Below are 18,558 nucleotides of genomic sequence, written 5' to 3'. Positions count from 1 at the left end.
CATCCGTATGGCGCTCGTCGAGGCAAAACCGCAGTTCAAGAAGGCGACCCACGACGCGCTCGGGCTACGGCTCACATACGACACCGGAACGCAAAAAGTGCGAGCCGAGGTGATCCTCGACCCGCACAAATTGGGGTTACGGCCTGTGTCCGAGGGGGGACTTGAACCCCCAAGCCCTTTCGGGCACTAGCACCTCAAGCTAGCGCGTCTGCCAATTCCGCCACCCGGACCGGGTGGTCTCCGCTGGTGTTTCGTGCGGCGACGTGGAGAACCATATCAAAGATCCGGAGGGGGATCGGACCGGGATGGGTGGGGCTGACCTGGGGCTTGGCGGGGGAGGTCGGCTTGCGGGCGCCGGGGTGGGGGCGGGGGTCAGGTCTTGTCGAGCAGGCGGGCCTCCTGCTCCGGGGAGAGGCCCTGGGAGAGCGGGGGTTCGCCTCGGGCTCGGTCCCAGGCGAGCACGTCGGCGGCGGTGGTGGAGAGGGGGGTGGACGGGAGGCCGGCGGCGCGGGCGCGGGCGGCGCTGCGTTGGCGGGTGGCCCATTGGTGCTCGGGGGTGACCAGGGGGAAGGGGTCGGGGACCGCGTCGGGGGAGACGGGGACGATTTCGACCTCGGTGCCGGCGACATGGGCGCAGGTGTGGATCAGGTCGCCCAGGGTGGTTGGTTCGGCCGGCCCCACGGCGTGGAAGGCGCCGGGGCGGTTGTCGATCAGGAGCTGGGTGACCAGGCGGGCCAGATCGCGGGAGTCGACGATCTGGATCGGCTGTTCGGGTCGGCCCGGGAGGGCGACGCGGCCGCCTCGGGCGGCTCGGCGGGTCCAGTAGGTGAAGGTTTCCTGGACGTCGTGGGGACCGGCGACCTTGCCCGGGCGCACGATGGTGGCGCGGTCGCCGTAGCGGGCGAGTACGTCGTCCTCGCAGGCGACCTTGCAGGGGCCGTAGGTGTCGTTGTCGAGTTCCTCGGTGTCGCGGACGGGAGGGCGGCGGGGGGTGTCCTCGTCCGAGCCGGGGCCGACCCCGGACTGTACGTACACCGCTTGGCTGGAGACGAACAGGTAGCGGCCGACCCGGTCGCCGAGTACGGCCATCGCCTGGCCGACATGGCGCGGTACGTATCCGCTGACGTCCACCACCGCGTCCCACTCGCCGTCGCGCAGTGCCGAGTAGTCGCCGGTGTCGCGGTCGCCGATTCGCCGGGAGGTCTGCGGGAAGAGGTCGGTGCCGGTTCTGCCACGGCCGAACAGGGTTACCTCGGCGCCCCGGACCAGTGCGTCCTCGACGATCGCCCGGCCCACGAAAGCGGTGCCTCCGAGTACAAGAATTCGCATGGTTCGCGACCGTAGCGGGTCGGCGGGGTGCGTGCGCTCTCTTTTCGACGGCTTCCGGAGGGCCTTTCCGGCGGTCGCTCGGCAGCCTTTCCGGCGACGTGGGTGTCAATCGTGGTTGACAGATGCGGAATGTCAACGTAGGTTGACGGATATGACCGAAGCAACCGACCTCGCCAGTCGTGCGGGGGATCGCGATCCACGAGTGGGCCTACGGGCCGTGGCCGCGCTGCGCCGGCTGCTCGAACAGCTCGAGGCCGTGCAGGTGCGCAGTGCGCGTGTGCAGGGCTGGTCGTGGCAGGAGATCGCCGCGGAGCTCGGGGTGAGCCGACAGGCAGTGCACAAGAAGCACGGGAGGAACTGATGTTCGAGAGGTTCACGGACAGTGCCCGCGGCGTCGTGTACGGGGCGATCGAGCACTCGCGGCAGGCCGGCGACGCCTGCGTGGAGGAGGAGCACATGCTTGCGGCGCTGTTGGACGCGGAGGGTACGCGGACCTCGGTCGCGCTCGCCGCGCTCGGCTTCGTGGCCGGTCGGGACGAGATCGAGCGCGGGCTGGCCCGGGCCCGGCGGCGCGGCGGCGTCTCGCAGGCCGACGAGGCGGCGCTCGCCGACCTCGGGATCGACGTGGGCGAGATCGTCGCGCGCGTCGAACAGACGCACGGCGAGGGCGCGTTGGTGCCGGCGCGGCGGACTCGGCGGCTGTGGCCGTTCGGCGGCGGTCGGACCGGGCACGTGCCGTTCACGCCCGGCGCCAAGAGGGTGCTGGAGCAGTCGTTGCGCGAGACGATCGAGCGCGGTCAGCGGCACATCGGCGACGAACACATCCTGCTCGCACTGACGGCCGGCCCGGGCCTGGTCGCGGACCTGCTCGCCGAGTACGGCGTCACCCACACGACGGTCCTGAAGGCGCTGGCCCCCAGGGCCCAGGCGAGCTGAGCGGGCGCTCGGCGGTGGCGGTCGCCCGAAGGCGGGGGTGCGGAGCGCCCGGGCGGCCCGGCCGCTTCACGGGTTCGCAGGGCGACCCGGCGTCCGTCCCCGTTCTCGGCTGAACGGGCGCTCGGCGGTGGCCGTCGCCCGAAGGTGGGGGTGCGGAGTGCTCGGGTGCCCGGTCGCTCCATGGGCCCGCCGGGCCACCCGCGCCCCCACCCGCCCTCACGCGAGGGCGATCACCGGCCTCACTCCACCAATCCGGCCCGCCGGAGGGCGTCCGCGATTGCGCCGCCGCCCCCGGCCGGCCCCTGCGGACCCCTGGTCTGCTTCGGGGGTGCGGCGGCACGTCGTCCCTGACCCCCGCCACTCGCACCGGTGTTGCCGCCCTGGCCCTGGCCCCGGCCGCCCCCGCCGTTGCCGCCCTGGCGGCCGTCGCCCCGTCGCCCGTCACCCTGCGGCCGACCCTCGCGCGCCCCGCGCTCCGGTCGAGGGCCGCGGTCACCGCGATCGGCCCGGTCGCCGCGATCCCCGCGCGCCCCGCGCTGCTCCGCCTCGTCCTCCAGCCGCAGCGTCAGCGAGATCCGCTTGCGCGGGATGTCCACGTCGAGCACCTTGACCCGGACCACGTCGCCCGACTTGACGACGTCGTGCGGGTCGCTCACGAACGTCTTCGACATCGCCGAGACGTGCACGAGGCCGTCCTGGTGCACGCCGACGTCCACGAACGCGCCGAACGCGGCCACGTTGGTGACCACGCCCTCCAGGAGCATCCCGGGTTGCAGGTCGGACAACTTCTCGACGCCCTCCTTGAAGGTCGCCGTCTTGAACGCCGGCCGCGGGTCGCGGCCCGGCTTCTCCAACTCGCGCAGGATGTCGGTCACCGTCGGCAGGCCGAACTTCTCGTCGGTGAACGCCTTCGGGTCCAGCGCGCGCAGCCGGGGCGCCGCGCCGATCAGGGTGCGGACGTCACCGCCCGCCGCCGCGGCGATCTTGCGCACCACGGGATACGCCTCCGGGTGCACGGAGGAGGAGTCCAGCGGGTCGTCGCCGGCCGGAATCCGCAGGAAGCCCGCCGCCTGCTCGAACGCCTTCGGGCCCAGCCGCGCGACGTTCTTCAGATCGCGCCGGGTCTTGAACGGGCCATTGGCGTCCCGGTGTTGCACGATGTTCTCGGCCAGCGTCGCGCCGATTCCGGATACCCGGGTGAGCAACGGTGCGGACGCGGTGTTGACGTCCACGCCGACCGCGTTCACGCAGTCCTCGACCACCGCGTCCAGCGACCGGGACAACTTCAGCTCGGACAGGTCGTGTTGGTACTGGCCGACGCCGATCGACTTCGGGTCGATCTTGACCAACTCGGCCAGCGGGTCCTGGAGTCGGCGGGCGATCGAGACCGCGCCGCGCAACGACACGTCCAGGTCCGGGAGTTCCTGCGAGGCGAAGGCCGAGGCGCTGTACACCGAGGCGCCGGCCTCGGACACCATCACCTTGGTCAGGCCCAACTCGGGGTGCTTGGCGATCAGTTCGGCGGTCAGCTTGTCGGTCTCGCGGGACGCGGTGCCGTTGCCGATGGCGACCAGGTCCACCCGGTGCGCGGCGGCCAGCTTCGCGAGCGTGGCGATCGACTCGTCCCAGCGGCGACGCGGCTCGTGCGGGTAGATCGTCTCGGTGGCGACCACCTTGCCGGTGTCGTCGGTCACCGCGACCTTGACCCCGGTACGCAGCCCCGGGTCCAGGCCCATCGTGGCGCGGGTGCCGGCCGGCGCCGCGAGCAGCAGATCGCGCAGGTTGGCGGCGAACACCCGGACCGCCTCGTCCTCGGCGTCCTGCCGCAGCCGACCGCGCAGGTCGATGCCCAGGTGCACCAGGATCCGGGTACGCCAGGCCCAGCGCACGGTGTCCGCGAGCCACTTGTCGGCCGGCCGGTCCCGGTTGACGATGCCGAACGTGTGCGCGATCGAGCGCTCGTACTCGGTCGGGCCGTCGACCTCCTCGTCCGCCGAGGGGGCGAGGGTGAGGTCGAGGACGTCCTCCTTCTCGCCGCGGAACATGGCCAGGATCCGGTGCGAGGGAAGCCGGGTGAACGGCTCGGCGAAGTCGAAGTAGTCGGCGAACTTGGCGCCGGCCTCCTCCTTGCCGTCGCGTACCTTGGCCACGACCCGGCCGCGCGTCCACATCCGCTCGCGCAGCGCGCCGATCAGGTCGGCGTCCTCGGCGAACCGCTCGACCAGGATCGAACGCGCGCCGTCCAACGCCGCCTGGGCGTCGGCGACGCCCTTGTCCGCGTCCACGAACGCCTCGGCCGCGGCGGCCGGCTCGCGCGAGGGGTCGCCCAACAGCCCGAGCGCGAGCGGTTCCAGACCGGCCTCGCGGGCGATCTGCGCCTTGGTTCGCCGCTTCGTCTTGTACGGGAGGTAGATGTCCTCCAACCGAGCCTTGGAATCGGCCGCCAGGATCTGTGCCCGCAGCGGGTCGTCCAACTTGCCCTGCGCCTCGATCGCGGCGAGCACGGCGGTGCGGCGCTCCTCCAGCTCCCGCAGGTAGCGCAGCCGCTCCTCCAGATTGCGCAACTGCGTGTCGTCCAGAGTCCCGGTCACCTCCTTGCGGTACCGGGCGATGAACGGCACGGTCGCCCCACCGTCGAGCAACTCGACCGCGGCTCTGACCTGCCCCTCGCGAACCCCGAGCTCCTCGGCGATCAGCCGATGCACATCCCGCGGCGCACCCTGCTCCGAACCCTGCTGCCCAGACACCGACATCGTCACGTCCCGATCCACCTCATCACCAAGCCTGCCCCCGCCATTCTCCCGCCCCACCGAACCCCCTGTCGCCCTGCCCCACCGGGGCGCCTCCGGTTTCCGCTCGGGCACGGGGCGGCCGGGGCGTCGGCAGGCGCGGGGCGGGGGTCGGTCGAGCGCGGTAGGGCGGGTGACAGGTGGGTCGAGTGCCCTGTGCGGCGGGACCGGCTCGCACGCGGACAGGCGACGCTCGGCGAGGGGCGAGGGGCGAGGGGCGAGGGGCGGCTAGGAGTAGGCGGATCGCGTGCGGTGTGACGGAACGGACGGGCTCCCGCGCGAGGACGCCGGCGAACGCGGGGAGAGCGTCGGTGCGGGCGGAGGATGTCGGCGAGTGCGGGTGGGTCGAGCGCGGTGTGGCGGGATCGGCTCTCGTGCACGAAAACGCGCCGGGCGCGGGCGGCGGTGGACGTGCATGAAGACGCTCTGCCCACCGAGGAGAACGGGCCCGGTGGCGCGGAGCGCTCCGGGCCCGGGCCCGATCGGTCGGTTCGGCCTGCCGGGCCCAAGCCTGGTCGGGCCGGGGCGGATCGCCTGCCAGGCCCGCCCCGGCCGGATCAGCTCGCCGCGTCCGGCCGAGCGGCGTTCTCCCGCAGGGCCGGGACGCGGCTGGGGCGGCGGCGTTCTCGGGCCTCCAGCAAGGGGAGGGTGCGCATCGGGACGACCTCGGACAGGACGATCACGCTCGTGGAGCGGACCACCTCGGGGATGCGGTTGATGTCGATCAGGATTTGTTGCAGGTCCTGGTTCGAGGTGGCGGCGATGCGGCAGTGCACGTCGCCGATGCCGGTGGTGCCGTAGGCCTCCAGTACCTGGGGGACCGCGCTCAGCGCGGTGGCCACGCCGGACAGGCCGCCCTGGGCGATCTCCAGTGTGACGAAGGCCAGAACCGGGTATCCGGCGGCGACCAGATCGACCTCGGGGCCGTAGCCGGTGATCACTCCGGCCGCCTCCATCCGCTCCAGGCGGGCCTGGACGGTGGCGCGGGAGACCCCGATCACCCGGGACAACTCCAACATGCCGGCCCGGGGGTGTTGCCGGCCCGCCCGGATGAGACGCACGTCCAATTCGTCGAGCGTGCTACGCGAATCCTGAAGATCATCCCGCATATGGCCGCCTCAGCTAGGCATTTTGTACAGCTCCCGAGTTTGATGTTGTCAGATGTTGTATCCGGAAGTGTACTTCCGGCATCCGTTCCTTTCCGAGGGGATCGCGCGTCATGAGCACCTTCACCACCCTTGAAGACACCGACGCCCTCGTCGGCGCCGTCGAGCACGACCCGGCGGGAGACCCCTTCCCGGTCGTCGCGATGGACCATGTTCGTTTCTTCGTCGGCAACGCCAAACAGGCCGCGCACTACTACTCGACGGCATTCGGCATGACCTGTGTCGCCTACCGCGGGCCCGAAACGGGGTCGCGCGACGTCGCCGAGTACGTACTGGTGTCCGGCAAGGCGCGTTTCCGGATCACCGGCGAGGTTCACGCCGGCACCGAGGTCGGCGTCGCGACCGCCGCCCACGGTGACGGCGTCTCCGACCTCGCGATCGAGGTGCCGGACGTCGACAAGGCGATCGCCTACGCCCGGGAGAACGGCGCGACCATCCTGGTGGAGCCGCACGACGAGAGCGACGAGCACGGCACGGTGCGTACCGCCGAACTGGCCACCTACGGCCAGACCCGACACACGCTGGTGGACCGGTCCGGCTACAAGGGCCCGTTCCTGCCCGGCTTCGTCGCCGCCGACCCGCTGTTCCGCGGCAAGCCGGCCGACCACCCCAAGCGCTACTTCCAGGCGATCGACCACTGTGTGGGCAACGTCGAACTGGGCCGCATGGACGAGTGGGTCTCCTTCTACAACCGCGTCATGGGCTTCACCAACATGAAGGAGTTCATCGGCGACGACATCGCCACCGAGTACTCCGCGCTCATGTCCAAGGTGGTCACCAGCGGCAACCACCGGGTGAAGTTCCCGCTCAACGAGCCCGCGGTCAGCCGCAAGAAGTCGCAGATCGACGAGTACCTGGAGTTCTACGGCGGCCCCGGCGTGCAGCACATCGCGCTGGCCACCGGCGACATCGTGGCCTCGGTGCGCGCGATGGCCGAGATGGGCGTCGAGTTCCTGGCCACCCCGGACAGCTACTACGACACGCTCGGGGAGTGGGCCGGCGAGACCCGGGTACCGGTCGAGACGTTGCGCGAACTGAAGATCCTGGTCGACCGCGACGAGGACGGCTACCTGCTGCAGATCTTCACCAAGCCCGTCCAGGACCGGCCGACCGTGTTCTTCGAGCTGATCGAGCGGCACGGTTCGCTCGGCTTCGGCAAGGGGAACTTCAAGGCGCTGTTCCAGGCCATCGAGCGCGAGCAGGAACGGCGCGGCAACCTCTAGGCCGGTCGGGGGAACCCACCGGCAGCGCCGGGAGAGCAGGGCACGGGAGCGGACGGAGGAGTCGGGCAGTCATGGCGTACTACCGCAGCGTGGGCGAGGTGCCGCCGAAGCGGCATACCCAGCACCGCCGCCCCGACGGCGGCCTGTACTACGAGGAGCTGATGGGCGAGGAGGGCTTCACCTCCGACTCCTCCCTGCTCTACCACCGCGCGATCCCCTCGGCCATCGCCGACGCGAGCGTGTGGGAGGTCCCCGACCAGAGCATCGCCGCCAACCACCCGCTCAAGCCGCGCCACCTCAAGCTGCACGAGCTGTTCGCGGACAACGAGTGGAAGGCGGTCGACGCGGTCACCGGCCGCCGACTGGTGCTGGGCAACGGCGACGTACGGATCTCCTACGTGGTCGCGGGCAGCCCCTCCCCGCTGTACCGCAACGCGCTCGGCGACGAATGCGTCTACATCGAGTCCGGCACCGGGACGGTGGAGACCGTGTTCGGCGCACTCACCGTCGGCGCCGGTGACTATGTGATCCTGCCGCGCGCCACCACCCACCGGTGGGTGCCCGGCACCGACGAGCCGCTGCGCGCGTACTGCATCGAGGCCAACTCGCACATCGCGCCGGCAAAGCGCTACCTCTCCCGGTTCGGCCAACTGCTCGAACACGCGCCGTTCTGCGAGCGCGACCTGTGCGGGCCGGTCCAGCCGCTGCTGGCCGAGGGCACCGATGTCGAGGTGCTGGTCAAGCACCGCGGCCTGGGCGGCGAGGTCGCCGGCACCCGCTACGTCTACCCCACCCACCCGTTCGACGTGGTCGGCTGGGACGGGTGCCTGTACCCGTACGTGTTCAACATCTCCGACTTCGAGCCGATCACCGGCCGGATCCACCAACCGCCGCCCGCGCACCAGGTGTTCGAGGGGGAGGGGTTCGTGATCTGCAACTTCGTGCCGCGCAAGGTGGACTACCACCCGCTGTCGATCCCGGTGCCGTACTACCACTCGAACGTGGACTCGGACGAGGTCATGTTCTACTGCGGCGGCAACTACGAGGCCCGCAAGGGATCCGGCATCGGCCAGGGCTCGATCTCGCTGCACCCGGGCGGGCACGCGCACGGGCCGCAGCCCGGGGCCTACGAGCGCAGCATCGGCATCGAGTTCTTCGACGAACTGGCGGTCATGGTGGACACCTTCCGGCCACTGGGCGTCGGCGAGGGCGGCTTCGCGAGCGAGGATCCCGGTTACGCCTGGACCTGGGCCGGGAAGGCGCCGCGATCGTGAGCACCTCCACCGACGCCCTCGACACGCTGCACCGGTCGCTGTTCACCGGACTGTGGGACGACGCCGCGCTGTTCCCGCCCGGCAACGCCCCGATGGCCGAGGCGGTGCCCGCGCACCGGCTCTACCGCACCGAGTGGTTCGCCCCGTTCGTGCGCAACTTCCTGGTCGGCGCGGCGCACGTGCCCGACCTGGTCGAACTGGCCGATCCCGACGCGCCGCTGCGCGTGGTGCTCGTGGCTCCCGGCGGCCCCGCCACCGTGGGGCCGGCCGTACGCACCATCCTGAACACCCCCGGGTTGATCCTGGAGGGCATCGAGGTCGCCGGCGACGGCGAGATCGGCAAGGCGGTCGCGGCGCTGCACGAACACCTGCCGGAGATGACGGCGGGCTACGTCGAGGTCCTCAAAGGCGCGGGCCTCGACGCAGACCTGGACAATCTCGCCGGCACGTACGGGCGGCCCAAGTTCCGCACCGGCGGTACCGCCGCGCACGCGTTCCCGGACGAGGCCGAGCTGGCCGCGTTCGTGCACGCGTGCCGGATCCGCGAACTGCCGTTCAAGGTCACGGCCGGGCTGCACAACGCCGTGCGGCACACCGACCCGACCACGGGTTTCGAGCACCACGGTTACCTCAACCTGCTGCTCGCCACCCACCACGCCGTCGCCGGCGCCGAATCCGACGCGCTCGCGGACGTACTCGCGATCCGCGACAGCGCGGAACTCACCCGGATGACGCACGACCTGACCCTGACCGAGCGCACCCGCCTGCGCGGCTACCTGACCTCCTACGGCACCTGCAGCGTCGCCGAGCCGCTCCAGGACGCGCTCACCCTGGGTCTGCTCGGCGAACCCCCGCACCACCGCGACTGATCCGATCGAGGAGCCGCACGCCATGCCCACCACCTGGGTCCCGCTGCCGACCGACACGGGGTACGGCATCGACAACCTGCCCTACGGCGTGTTCACCACCGACCACGAGCCGGATCGGCCGCGGGTGGGGGTGGCGATCGGCGACTTCGTGCTGGACGCCGGCGCGGCGGCGCACGCGGTGGGCGCACCGGCCGACGTGCTGGACGCGCCGAGCCTGACCGGGCTGATGGCGGCCGGCCGGGCGACCTGGAGCGAGGTGCGCGCCTCGCTCACCACCTGGCTGACCGACCCGAGTCTGCGGGCGAGTGTCGAGCCGCACCTGATCCCGCGTCAGGAGGTGGTGCTCCGACTGCCGTTCGAGGTCGCGGACTACGTCGACTTCTACGCCTCCGAGCACCACGCGAGCAACCTCGGCCGCATTTTCCGACCCGGCTCCGAGCCGCTGACGCCGAACTGGAAGCACCTGCCCATCGGCTACCACGGCCGCGCCGGCACCGTGGTCGTCTCGCACACGCCGATCGTGCGGCCCAGCGGCCAGCGCAAGGCGCCCGCCGACGCGGCGCCCTCGTTCGGACCCACCCGGCGACTGGACATCGAGGCCGAGGTCGGCTTCGTGGTCGGCGCCGGCTCCGAACTCGGCACCCCGGTCGGCCTGGGCGACTTCGCCGAGCACGTGTTCGGCGTGTGTCTGGTCAACGACTGGTCCGCCCGGGACATCCAGGCCTGGGAGTACGTCCCGCTGGGCCCGTTCCTGGGCAAGTCCTTCGCCACCTCGGTGTCGCCGTGGATCGTCCCCCTCGAAGCTCTCGGCGTCGCACGCGTGGCACCCCCCGCGCGCGACGTCGAGCCACTGCCGTACCTGGACGACCGCGGCGGCGAACCCTGGGGCCTGGACCTGGCCCTGGAGGTCCGGCTCAACGGACACCTGATCTCCCGGCCGCCGTTCGCGGCGATGTACTGGACCGCGGCGCAGCAGCTCGCCCACCTGACCGTCAACGGCGCGGCGCTGCGCCCGGGCGACCTGTTCGCCTCCGGCACGGTCAGCGGCCCCGAGGTCGGTCAGCGCGGCGCGCTGATCGAGATCACCTGGAACGGCGAGAACCCCCTCAAGCTCCCGGACGGGTCCACCCGGACCTATCTGGAGGACGGCGACGAGGTCACGATCACCGCTACCGCTCCCGGCCCGAACGGCACTCGTATCGGATTCGGCGAGGTAAGCGGGCGAATCATGACGGCGCGCTGACTCGATGCCGGCTCCCGCAACTTGCGGGAGCCGGCATATCGCCGAGGACGAGGAACCGAGGGGCGACCGCGAGGTCGCCCCATGTCGTCGTTGTCGTCCTTCGCGGGCAGATCGTGGAACAACACCGCCGTTGCACCCTTTCGGCGGGCAGTGCCGCGGCCGGCTCGGCCGTCACGGGTGTGCCCACCGCATCGGGTCCGACGCCACCCCGGTCGTCCCCGCGTTCCGGTGACGCGCTGTCGCGCGAGCCCCGTCGGGACGGGAGTTCGTGGACGGCGTGGGCACGGGCGCGGCGATGTCGAAGAGCCCGTCCACCGCGAGCCGGGCCCACCCGCGCGCCAGGAGCCGAGCCCGGTCGGGATCCGCCGGACGGGGCCGGGCCCGCGGACCGTCCGCAGCGGATCACTCCGGGACGGTCCCTCCGGGATGGCCACCGGCGGCCCGCAGGCGGCCTCCGAGCCGTCCTCGCGGCTCGTGCGCGCGAGGTGCTCGCGATGGTGCCCGTGGCGGCCGGACAAAGGCCACGGCGGCCGCGTGCGACTCCGCCGTGGCCCCCGGCCCGGCCATGGTCCGCCTTCGATACCGGCCGCGGGCTCGGACGGCCGGATCGTTCGGTGCGGACCCCTCGTCTCGGGTCACCCGATCCGGGTTACCGGATCCGGGTCACCCGAGACGGATCGGCCGAGACGGATCAGCCGGTCTGAACAGCCCGGTATTCGCCACTTTTGTCGTAGTAGCCGGGGCCGGCCACCAGCGCGGTGCGGAAGTACAGACCCTCGCCGACCACGCCGTTGTTGTTGCCGTGTCCGGGCACGAACGGTTGCCACAGGGCCACCAGCAGTTCCGGGGCCACCAGCGACGCGCCCTCGGTCTCCACCCGCACGGGTGTCAGTTCACCGAGCAGTCGGGTGACGTCGACGGCCGGCGTGCCGAAGACGTCGACGCCCAGACACAACACCGTGTCCGCGAAGTCGTCCTCGGACCGATGGACCTCGATCGCCTCGACCAGTCCGTCCTTGTCGCTCACCACATGAATCGAGAGGTCCGCACCGAAGTGGGCGAACCCACGAGTGCGTCCCGACAGATCTCCTCCGAGTTCGCGCAGAGCCGCCTCTGCCTCGTCCATGGACATGCCGATCTTGATCGGCCCTACGCCGTAAGGCGGATCCAACTCAAGCTGCACGTGATCTCCCTCGCCTCGAACACCCGAGTATGACGCACCGTCATCGAGGCCCCTCGCACCCGGTTGCCGGTTCGGTGCGCACGGGTGGCGCGCTGCCCGTACCCGAACGGCAACGCTCCGGTCGGTGCCGGCGCCGGCTTCTTCTTTGTACCCATTCGGGTCAATCGAGCCGATCGCCGACACCGGCTCCGGGGCGTCAGCGCGGGGTGCCGAAGACCTGGGTCCACGAGGTGCCGTAGGTGCCGCCCGTGACATACCCGACACCGATCTCGGTGAACTCCGGGGTGAGGATGTTCTTGCGATGGCCGGGACTGTCCATCCAGCCCTGCACCACCTCGGCCGGGCTCTGCTGGCCGCAGGCGATGTTCTCCCCTATCCGGCTGTACAGGTAGCCCGCCGCGATCGCCCGGTCCCACGGCTCGCGGCCGTCCGGATCGGTGTGCGAGAAGAACGCCCGGCTGATCATGTCCGCACTGAACGCCTGAGCGCACGCGGTCAGTTGTGGCTGCGGAGCCAGCGCGCGCAGGCCGTGCCGGGCGCGTTCGACATTGGTCAGCTCGACCACCCCGCGCTGGAAGTCGGAGAGACCCGACGGGGTTTGTGTCTCCTCCTCGACGTCGACGCCGAAGTCGCGCGCGATCCCGGCCAGCCCGTCCGCGTAGCCCTGCCCCAGCGCGCGTACCTTCCAGCCCGCGCCCCGGCGGTAGATCTCGACCAACAACAGCACCGTCTCGGTGCGCGGCCGAGGCGGGGTGAACCGGGCCAACAGCGTGCCGCCCGCGCCGGTGAGCGTCATCGCCGGCGGCGGCAACTCGCCCAGGGTGTGCGTGGTGTCGGCGGGACTGATCACCACCGTCACGCGCGTGGCGCCCGCCCGCAGGCCGGCCGGGTCCACCGTGACGGTGTCTCCGCCCAGGCGCACCCCGGGTGCGACGAGCTGGTTGAAGAAGACGAAGTCCGCGTCGCCGGACACCTGTCCGTCCTCACCCGTGATCAACGCGGAGAGATCGAACGGACCGGGCACGCGTACGTGCACCACGCCGCCCGGCAGGGATTGGTTCGCACCCGGCGGCAGTTCGTTCATGGCCTCGGATTCTAACGACGGATCAGACCTCGGTGACCCGGCCGTCCGCGACTCGGATGCGCCGCGTGGTGCGCACCGCCTCCAGCATCCGCCGGTCGTGGGTGACCAGCAGCAACGTGCCCTCGTAGGACTCCAGCGCGGATTCCAACTGCTCGATCGCGGGCAGATCCAGGTGGTTCGTCGGCTCGTCCAGCACCAACAGGTTGACTCCCTCGGCCTGGAGCAGCGCCAGCGCCGCCCGGGTGCGCTCACCCGGGGACAGCGTCGCCGCCGGACGCAGCACATGCGCCGCCTTGAGCCCGAACTTGGCCAGCAGCGTGCGCACATCGGCCGGCGCCAGGTCCGGGACCACCGCGCAGAACGCCTCCAGCAGCGGCCGGTCGCCCAGGAACAGCCCACGCGCCTGGTCCACCTCGCCGACCACGACACCCGGACCCAGCGCACTGCGACCGGCCGTCAACTCGGCCCGCCCGAGCAACGCCGCCAGCAGCGTGGACTTGCCCGCGCCGTTCGCGCCGGTGATCGCGACCCGATCGGCCCAGTCGATCTGCAACGTCACCGGGCCCAGCGTGAAGCCGCCGCGCTCGACCACCGCACCGCCGAGAGTGGCCACCACGGCGCCCGCCCGAGGAGCGGCGGCGATCTCCATCCGCAGCTCCCACTCCTTGCGCGGCTCCTCGACCACCTCCAGGCGCTCGATCATGCGCTCGGTCTGGCGCGCCTTGGACGCCTGCTTCTCGCTCGCCTCGGACCGGGTCTTGCGGCTGATCTTGTCGTTGTCGGTGGACTTGCGGCGGGCGTTGCGGGTGCCCTTGTCCATCCACCCGCGCTGCATCCGGGCACGGGCCTCCAGGTCGCCGCGCTTGTCGGCGTACTCGTCGAACTCCTCGCGCGCATGCCGGCGGGCCACCTCGCGCTCGGTCAGATACGCGTCGTAGCCGCCGCCGTAACTGCGGATCTGCTGCTGGACCAGATCCAGCTCGACCACCCGGTCCACCGTGCGAGCCAGGAACTCGCGGTCGTGACTGATCACCACGGTGCCCGCCCGCAACCCGGTGACGAACTTCTCCAACCGGTCCAGACCGTCCAGGTCCAGGTCGTTGGTCGGCTCGTCGAGCAGGAACACGTCGTACCGGCTCAGCAGCAGCGACATCAGCCCCGCGCGCGCGGCCTGACCACCCGACAACGCGGTCATCTCGCGATCCAGGTCCACCGCCAGACCCAGATCGGCGGCGACCTCCTCGGCCCGCTCCTCCAGATCCGCGCCGCCCAGGTCCAGCCAGCGATCCAACGCGACGCTGTACTCGTCGTCGGCGCCCGCGCGGCCCTCGACCAGGCCCTCGGTCGCCGAGTCGAGCGCGGCCTGCGCGGCGGCGACGCCGGTACGCCGGGCCAGGAACGCCCGGACCGTCTCGCCCGGCCGGCGCTCCGGCTCCTGCGGCAGATGGCCCACCGACGCGGTCGGCGGGCTGGCCTGGATCGACCCCGCCTCCGGTTCGGCCAGGCCGGCGAGCAACCTCAACAGGGTGGACTTGCCCGCGCCGTTCACCCCGACCAGGCCCACCACATCGCCCGGGGCGATCACCAGGTCCAATCCGGAGAACAGGACACGGTCTCCGTGTCCGGCGGCAAGGTCTTTGACGACGATCGTGGCGCTCATGAGGATACGAATCCTATCGGCCGCTGCGAGGATGACGACGTCCGCGTAGCACCGGCCCGTGCGGCCACTTGGGAAGGACCATGCGATGACCACCGAGCCCCGGCCCGAACCGTACGAGGCGCTGCCCGAGGACTGGGAGCGCGCCGTCGCCATCGTCGCGCACCCGGACGACCTCGAATACGGCGCCGCCGCCGCGATCGCCCGGTGGACCCGGCAGGGCAAGAAGATCACCTACGTCATGGTCACCAGCGGCGAAGCCGGCATCGACGGACTCGATCCGGACGAGTGTCGCCCGCTGCGCGAGGCCGAACAGATCGAGTCGGCCCGGATCGTGGGGGTGGACACGGTCGAGTTCCTCGGCTATCCGGACGGCGTGCTGGAGTACGGCCTGCCGCTGCGCCGCGACCTGTCCCGGGTGGTCCGCCGGCACCGGCCCGAGATCGTGATCACCGGGAACTTCCGGGACACCTGGGGCGGCGTCATGCTCAACCAGGCCGACCACATCGCGGTCGGCCGCGCGGTCGTGGACGCGGTGCGCGACGCGGGCAACCGCTGGGTCTTCCGCGACCTGCTCGCCGAGGGGCACGAGCCGTGGGGCGGGGTACGCGCGGTGTGGGCGGGCGGCTCGCCGCAGTCCGGGCACGCGGTGGACACCACCGAGGACTTCGCCCTCGGCGTCGCCTCGCTGGAGGCGCACGCGGCCTACCTGGCCGGGCTGGGCCAGGGGCAGATGGCGGACGCGGGGGAGTTCCTGGAGGGCATGGGCCGGGCGGCCGGCGCGCGTCTGGGCACCCGATTCGCAGCCGCATTCGAAGTCTTTCCGATGGCATGACGATCCCCTGACCAACGCTCAGTACGCTGCGCGAATGAGCCGTAGGCAGCATCCACGTGGCCGGGTCCTCGCCGTATGCGCGGCGGGGGCACTGGCCGTCACCGGAATCGGCGCGTGCAGCAGCGACGGCGACGACATCCTGTCCGGGGCCTCGAAGCGGTTGAACATCGAGAAGTTCCGGCAGGCGGTCCGGCCGATCGGCGCGGGCGGCTCGCAATGCCCGCTGCCGTTCGACGTCGCCGCGGCCACCGCCGCGATCCACCTCGACGGGGTGGTCACCCCGGGCGATCCGGCCGCGGACGGCAGCCAGGGCTGGTCCGACGACGAGGCGAAGGCGCGCGACCCGTACTCGGACCTGACCGCGATGCAGCGATCCAACGGCGTCGAGGCCACCTGTCGATACAAGGTCGGCACCGTCGAGATCCACGTGGACACCTGGGCCGCACGGCGCGGTCCCGCGATCAACGCGGCGCTGCCACTGATCCAACGCGATGCCGGCGTGAGCGTGGACACACTCGGCGACTTCGCCACCCGGATGACCCGGATCGCGCCGCAACAGGTGGTCCCGGTCGGCGAGGGCAAGGTCGCGGCCGTCCGGCTGAACGTGGACGGCCCCGGCGAGGCGGTGTTGTTCGTCTCCGCCGAGACGCTGCCGCCCGATCGCATCGCCACGCTCGCGAGCACGTTCGCCAAGCAACTCGACTGAGCCGCGCCCGGGTTCGGCCCCGGCTCAGCCCGACCGCGAGCGCGTCGCGTTCAGCACCTCCACCGCCCCCGCCGCGTCGCCGATCGTCGCGTAGTCGACCGCGACGAAGTTCACCGGCCGCCCGCGCCGCGCCTCGCACGCGTGGGCCCGGTCGAGCACGTACTGCCGCGCGTTCACCCGCCCCGCGTCCAACCGGCTGCCGCCGCGGTTGGTGATGAAGTGGTTCAGCAGGAACAGTCGCTTGTCGGTGCCGCCGCGGTTGGGCTCGCAGGACATCTCGGCGGGGGAGGCGAACGCGAACGGTGTCTCCATGCCGTACTCGTAGAAATTGCGGTACCACGGCGCGGGACCGCTGCCGCGCTCGGCGAACACCACCAGGCGTTTGTCCGCGCGGACCAGATCGCCCAGTCGGGGCCACCTCGCCGCCGGATCCGGGGACGGCGTGTACAACAGCCGCTCCACGCCCGCCTCGCGGAACGCCTGCTCGGTCTGCTCGCCGGTGATGTCGTTCTGCAGAATCAGCGTCACCACCTCCCCGGGATTCCCGTCCAACCAGGCGCCGATCCGCTGCAGCGTGGGCGCCAACGGGACCGCCCCCGCGCGGCACAGCGCATGGCACAACCACAGGCCCGGGCGTGGCGGATTGGCCAGGTCGATCAGGCGCAGGATCTCGGCCTGCATGTCCGGCGCGAAGCTGGACAGGCTCAGTCGCGGCTGGACCTGATCCGGCAGCTCCCAGGTATAGGTGTCCAGTTGCAGCCCGCGCGCCCCCGCGTTGAGCTGCGCGATCGGGTCCGGGTCCTGGAGCGGGCCGATGAACCGGTCGGTGGTACTGGCCATCGCGTTGTGCGTGGTCAGGTAGGCCACCTCGTCGTAACGGCGCTCGCACAGCTCGATCGAGCCCAGACAGTGCGGCTCCTCGGTCCTGCCCGCCGCGACCGGGACCACCGTCGCGCCCAGGACCACGGTGGCGACCGCGAACACGCCCACCGTCGCGGCGATCGCGATCCGGTGCCGGGGCGGCAGGTTCAGCGCGCGGCGCGCGGCCGCCCGCCGCCAGCTCCACGCGCCCGCGACCAGGACCAGACCCAGGACCAGCGGGACCAGTGCGGCGACCAGGCCGACGCCGGTCAGCGACGAGATCGCGGCCTGCTGGACATCGCCCACCAGCGTGTTGACCGAGTGCGGCCAACTCGACGTGGGCTTGGCCGACACGTCGGGCAGTTCCGAGCGCACGAGCAGGACGAGCGCCCCGGCGAACACCCCGCCGACCGCGAGCGCCCACGCGATCGCTGGCACCCGGCGCGTCCAGGAGCGCGGCCCGGTGAACCACAGCAGCAGCACCGCGACGATGCCCAGCACGGTGGCCAGCGTCTGGACCGGACCCAGCGCGAGCCTGGTGAAACCGCGCGTGGTGGAGACGCTGCTCAGATCCAGGCCGGCGTGCTCCAGGTCGGGAAGCATGTCCCACTGTCCGTCGTCGGTACGCGCGGCCAGATCCGAACCGGCCGACCCGGCGCTGCCGCCCAGTACATACGGCCCGACCACGGCCAGCGCGCCCGCGATGTCGCCGGTCGCCAGCGCGGCGGTGACCTGGTCGCGCACCTGCGCCTCGGCGTCCGAGGGCACGATCGCCACCAGCGCGTCGGTGGTCGCGGCGATGCTCGGCCCGTCCAACGCGAAGGACGGGAAGTCGGCCGGGCGGCGCCCGGCGGCCAGGTCGTCCAGGGCGGCGTCCAGGCCGGAGCGGAACGCGCCGAAGTCCGCCGACGGCTTGCCCTGCACATTGGCGATCAGGTCACCGAGGTAGAGCTCGGCGAGATCGCCGACGTTGCCCAGCACCGGGCGCAGGTCCACGGTCAGCCGCAACACCGATTGTTCGCCGCGCAGATAGCCGATGGTGTTGGCGATCTGTCGGTCCACGATGCCGCGCAGGGTCGCGGGCGGCAGCACGCTCTTGAGGTTGGCGGTGATCACCGACGACGGCACCGGGATCCGGGCCAGCAGGTCCCGGGTGACCTGTGCGGCCGCCGGGTCGACCAGGACCTCGTCGTATATCCGGTTGTAGGCGCGCTCGTCGTCCAGGGCCGCCTGATAGAAGGCCCGGTTGAGCACGGTGCTGCGGGCGGTGCCGGCGGCCGTGAGCACGACCACCGCGAGCACGACCACGATGCTCGCGGCCACGCGCAGCACGATCAGCCACCGGCCTGCCACCATCTCCCGACCGTCGCCCCGCCCGCCTGGCCTCAAACGCCGGCCGGGCC

At 71.6% G+C, this 18,558-nt stretch carries 15 protein-coding genes and 1 tRNA gene; 8 read left to right on the top strand and 8 right to left on the bottom strand.

Going from position 1 to position 18,558, the window contains the following annotated elements; all coding sequences use genetic code 11:
* Positions 1 to 146: 146 nt before the first annotated feature.
* Together ABZ374_RS11880 and ABZ374_RS11875 are read right to left on the bottom strand one after the other, a co-directional pair.
* A tRNA-Leu gene (locus ABZ374_RS11880) sits at positions 147 to 230 on the bottom strand.
* 142 nt (positions 231 to 372) lie between these two features.
* Positions 373 to 1,329, bottom strand: a complete 957-nt coding sequence (locus tag ABZ374_RS11875; RefSeq protein ID WP_360309677.1) for an NAD-dependent epimerase/dehydratase family protein — start codon at positions 1,327 to 1,329, stop codon at positions 373 to 375.
* 151 nt (positions 1,330 to 1,480) lie between these two features.
* Between ABZ374_RS11875 and ABZ374_RS11870 the strand changes: the two genes are divergently transcribed.
* Both ABZ374_RS11870 and ABZ374_RS11865 read left to right on the top strand, forming a co-directional pair.
* Entirely contained in the window at positions 1,481 to 1,690 is a 210-nt protein-coding gene (locus ABZ374_RS11870; protein ID WP_026218136.1) for a helix-turn-helix domain-containing protein, read from the top strand.
* Positions 1,690 to 2,265, top strand: coding sequence for a Clp protease N-terminal domain-containing protein (locus ABZ374_RS11865; RefSeq protein WP_360309675.1), 576 nt, complete (start codon positions 1,690 to 1,692; stop codon positions 2,263 to 2,265). The genes ABZ374_RS11870 and ABZ374_RS11865 overlap by 1 nt, the downstream gene beginning before the upstream one ends.
* Before the next feature lie 239 nt (positions 2,266 to 2,504).
* On the opposite strand, the gene ABZ374_RS11860 is transcribed toward ABZ374_RS11865, so the two are convergent.
* Complete coding sequence (locus tag ABZ374_RS11860; protein WP_360309673.1) at positions 2,505 to 5,018, bottom strand: Tex family protein; 2,514 nt, start codon at positions 5,016 to 5,018, stop codon at positions 2,505 to 2,507.
* 593 nt (positions 5,019 to 5,611) lie between these two features.
* Positions 5,612 to 6,163 carry an Lrp/AsnC family transcriptional regulator gene (locus ABZ374_RS11855; protein WP_360309671.1) on the bottom strand — a complete coding sequence of 184 codons (552 nt, stop codon included), beginning with the start codon at positions 6,161 to 6,163 and terminating at the stop codon, positions 5,612 to 5,614.
* Between the two features lie 200 nt (positions 6,164 to 6,363).
* On the opposite strand from ABZ374_RS11855, the gene hppD reads away from it, so the two are divergent.
* The 4 genes from hppD (at position 6,364) to fahA (ending at position 10,829) form a co-directional block, all read left to right on the top strand.
* Entirely contained in the window at positions 6,364 to 7,443 is a 1,080-nt protein-coding gene (hppD, locus tag ABZ374_RS11850) for a 4-hydroxyphenylpyruvate dioxygenase (RefSeq protein WP_360309862.1), read from the top strand.
* A 71-nt stretch (positions 7,444 to 7,514) separates the two neighbouring features.
* Positions 7,515 to 8,717: a cupin domain-containing protein gene (locus tag ABZ374_RS11845; RefSeq protein WP_360309669.1), complete on the top strand. Its 1,203-nt coding sequence runs from the start codon at positions 7,515 to 7,517 to the stop codon at positions 8,715 to 8,717.
* Positions 8,714 to 9,586: a hypothetical protein gene (locus ABZ374_RS11840; protein ID WP_360309667.1), complete on the top strand. Its 873-nt coding sequence runs from the start codon at positions 8,714 to 8,716 to the stop codon at positions 9,584 to 9,586. The genes ABZ374_RS11845 and ABZ374_RS11840 overlap by 4 nt, the downstream gene beginning before the upstream one ends.
* A 22-nt stretch (positions 9,587 to 9,608) precedes the next feature.
* Positions 9,609 to 10,829, top strand: coding sequence for a fumarylacetoacetase (gene fahA, locus ABZ374_RS11835; protein ID WP_360309665.1), 1,221 nt, complete (start codon positions 9,609 to 9,611; stop codon positions 10,827 to 10,829).
* A gap of 691 nt (positions 10,830 to 11,520) precedes the next feature.
* On the opposite strand, the gene ABZ374_RS11830 is transcribed toward fahA, so the two are convergent.
* From ABZ374_RS11830 to ABZ374_RS11820, 3 genes are all read right to left on the bottom strand, one after another.
* Complete coding sequence (locus ABZ374_RS11830) at positions 11,521 to 12,012, bottom strand: hypothetical protein (protein ID WP_360309663.1); 492 nt, start codon at positions 12,010 to 12,012, stop codon at positions 11,521 to 11,523.
* A gap of 196 nt (positions 12,013 to 12,208) precedes the next feature.
* Positions 12,209 to 13,096: a CAP domain-containing protein gene (locus tag ABZ374_RS11825; RefSeq protein WP_360309661.1), complete on the bottom strand. Its 888-nt coding sequence runs from the start codon at positions 13,094 to 13,096 to the stop codon at positions 12,209 to 12,211.
* A 22-nt stretch (positions 13,097 to 13,118) separates the two neighbouring features.
* Entirely contained in the window at positions 13,119 to 14,756 is a 1,638-nt protein-coding gene (locus ABZ374_RS11820; RefSeq protein WP_360309659.1) for an ABC-F family ATP-binding cassette domain-containing protein, read from the bottom strand.
* 85 nt (positions 14,757 to 14,841) lie between these two features.
* Here ABZ374_RS11820 and ABZ374_RS11815 point away from each other — a divergent pair, with 85 nt between their 5' ends.
* On the top strand, positions 14,842 to 15,588 hold the full coding sequence (locus ABZ374_RS11815) for a PIG-L deacetylase family protein (RefSeq protein WP_360309657.1): 747 nt from the start codon (positions 14,842 to 14,844) through the stop codon (positions 15,586 to 15,588).
* Positions 15,589 to 15,622: 34 nt separating this feature from the next.
* Positions 15,623 to 16,294 (top strand): hypothetical protein, encoded by a 672-nt coding sequence (locus tag ABZ374_RS11810; protein WP_360309655.1) that lies wholly within the window; start codon positions 15,623 to 15,625, stop codon positions 16,292 to 16,294.
* A 24-nt stretch (positions 16,295 to 16,318) separates the two neighbouring features.
* Here the strand turns inward: ABZ374_RS11810 and ABZ374_RS11805 are convergent, their stop codons facing one another.
* Entirely contained in the window at positions 16,319 to 18,511 is a 2,193-nt protein-coding gene (locus tag ABZ374_RS11805) for a hypothetical protein (protein WP_360309653.1), read from the bottom strand.
* Positions 18,512 to 18,558: the final 47 nt, after the last annotated feature.

It is taken from the genome of Embleya sp. NPDC005971, from assembly GCF_040629175.1.
Lineage (GTDB): Bacteria > Actinomycetota > Actinomycetes > Streptomycetales > Streptomycetaceae > Embleya.
Note: the sequence above shows the minus strand (reverse complement) of the source record. Positions and strands in the feature narration are given on the sequence as shown.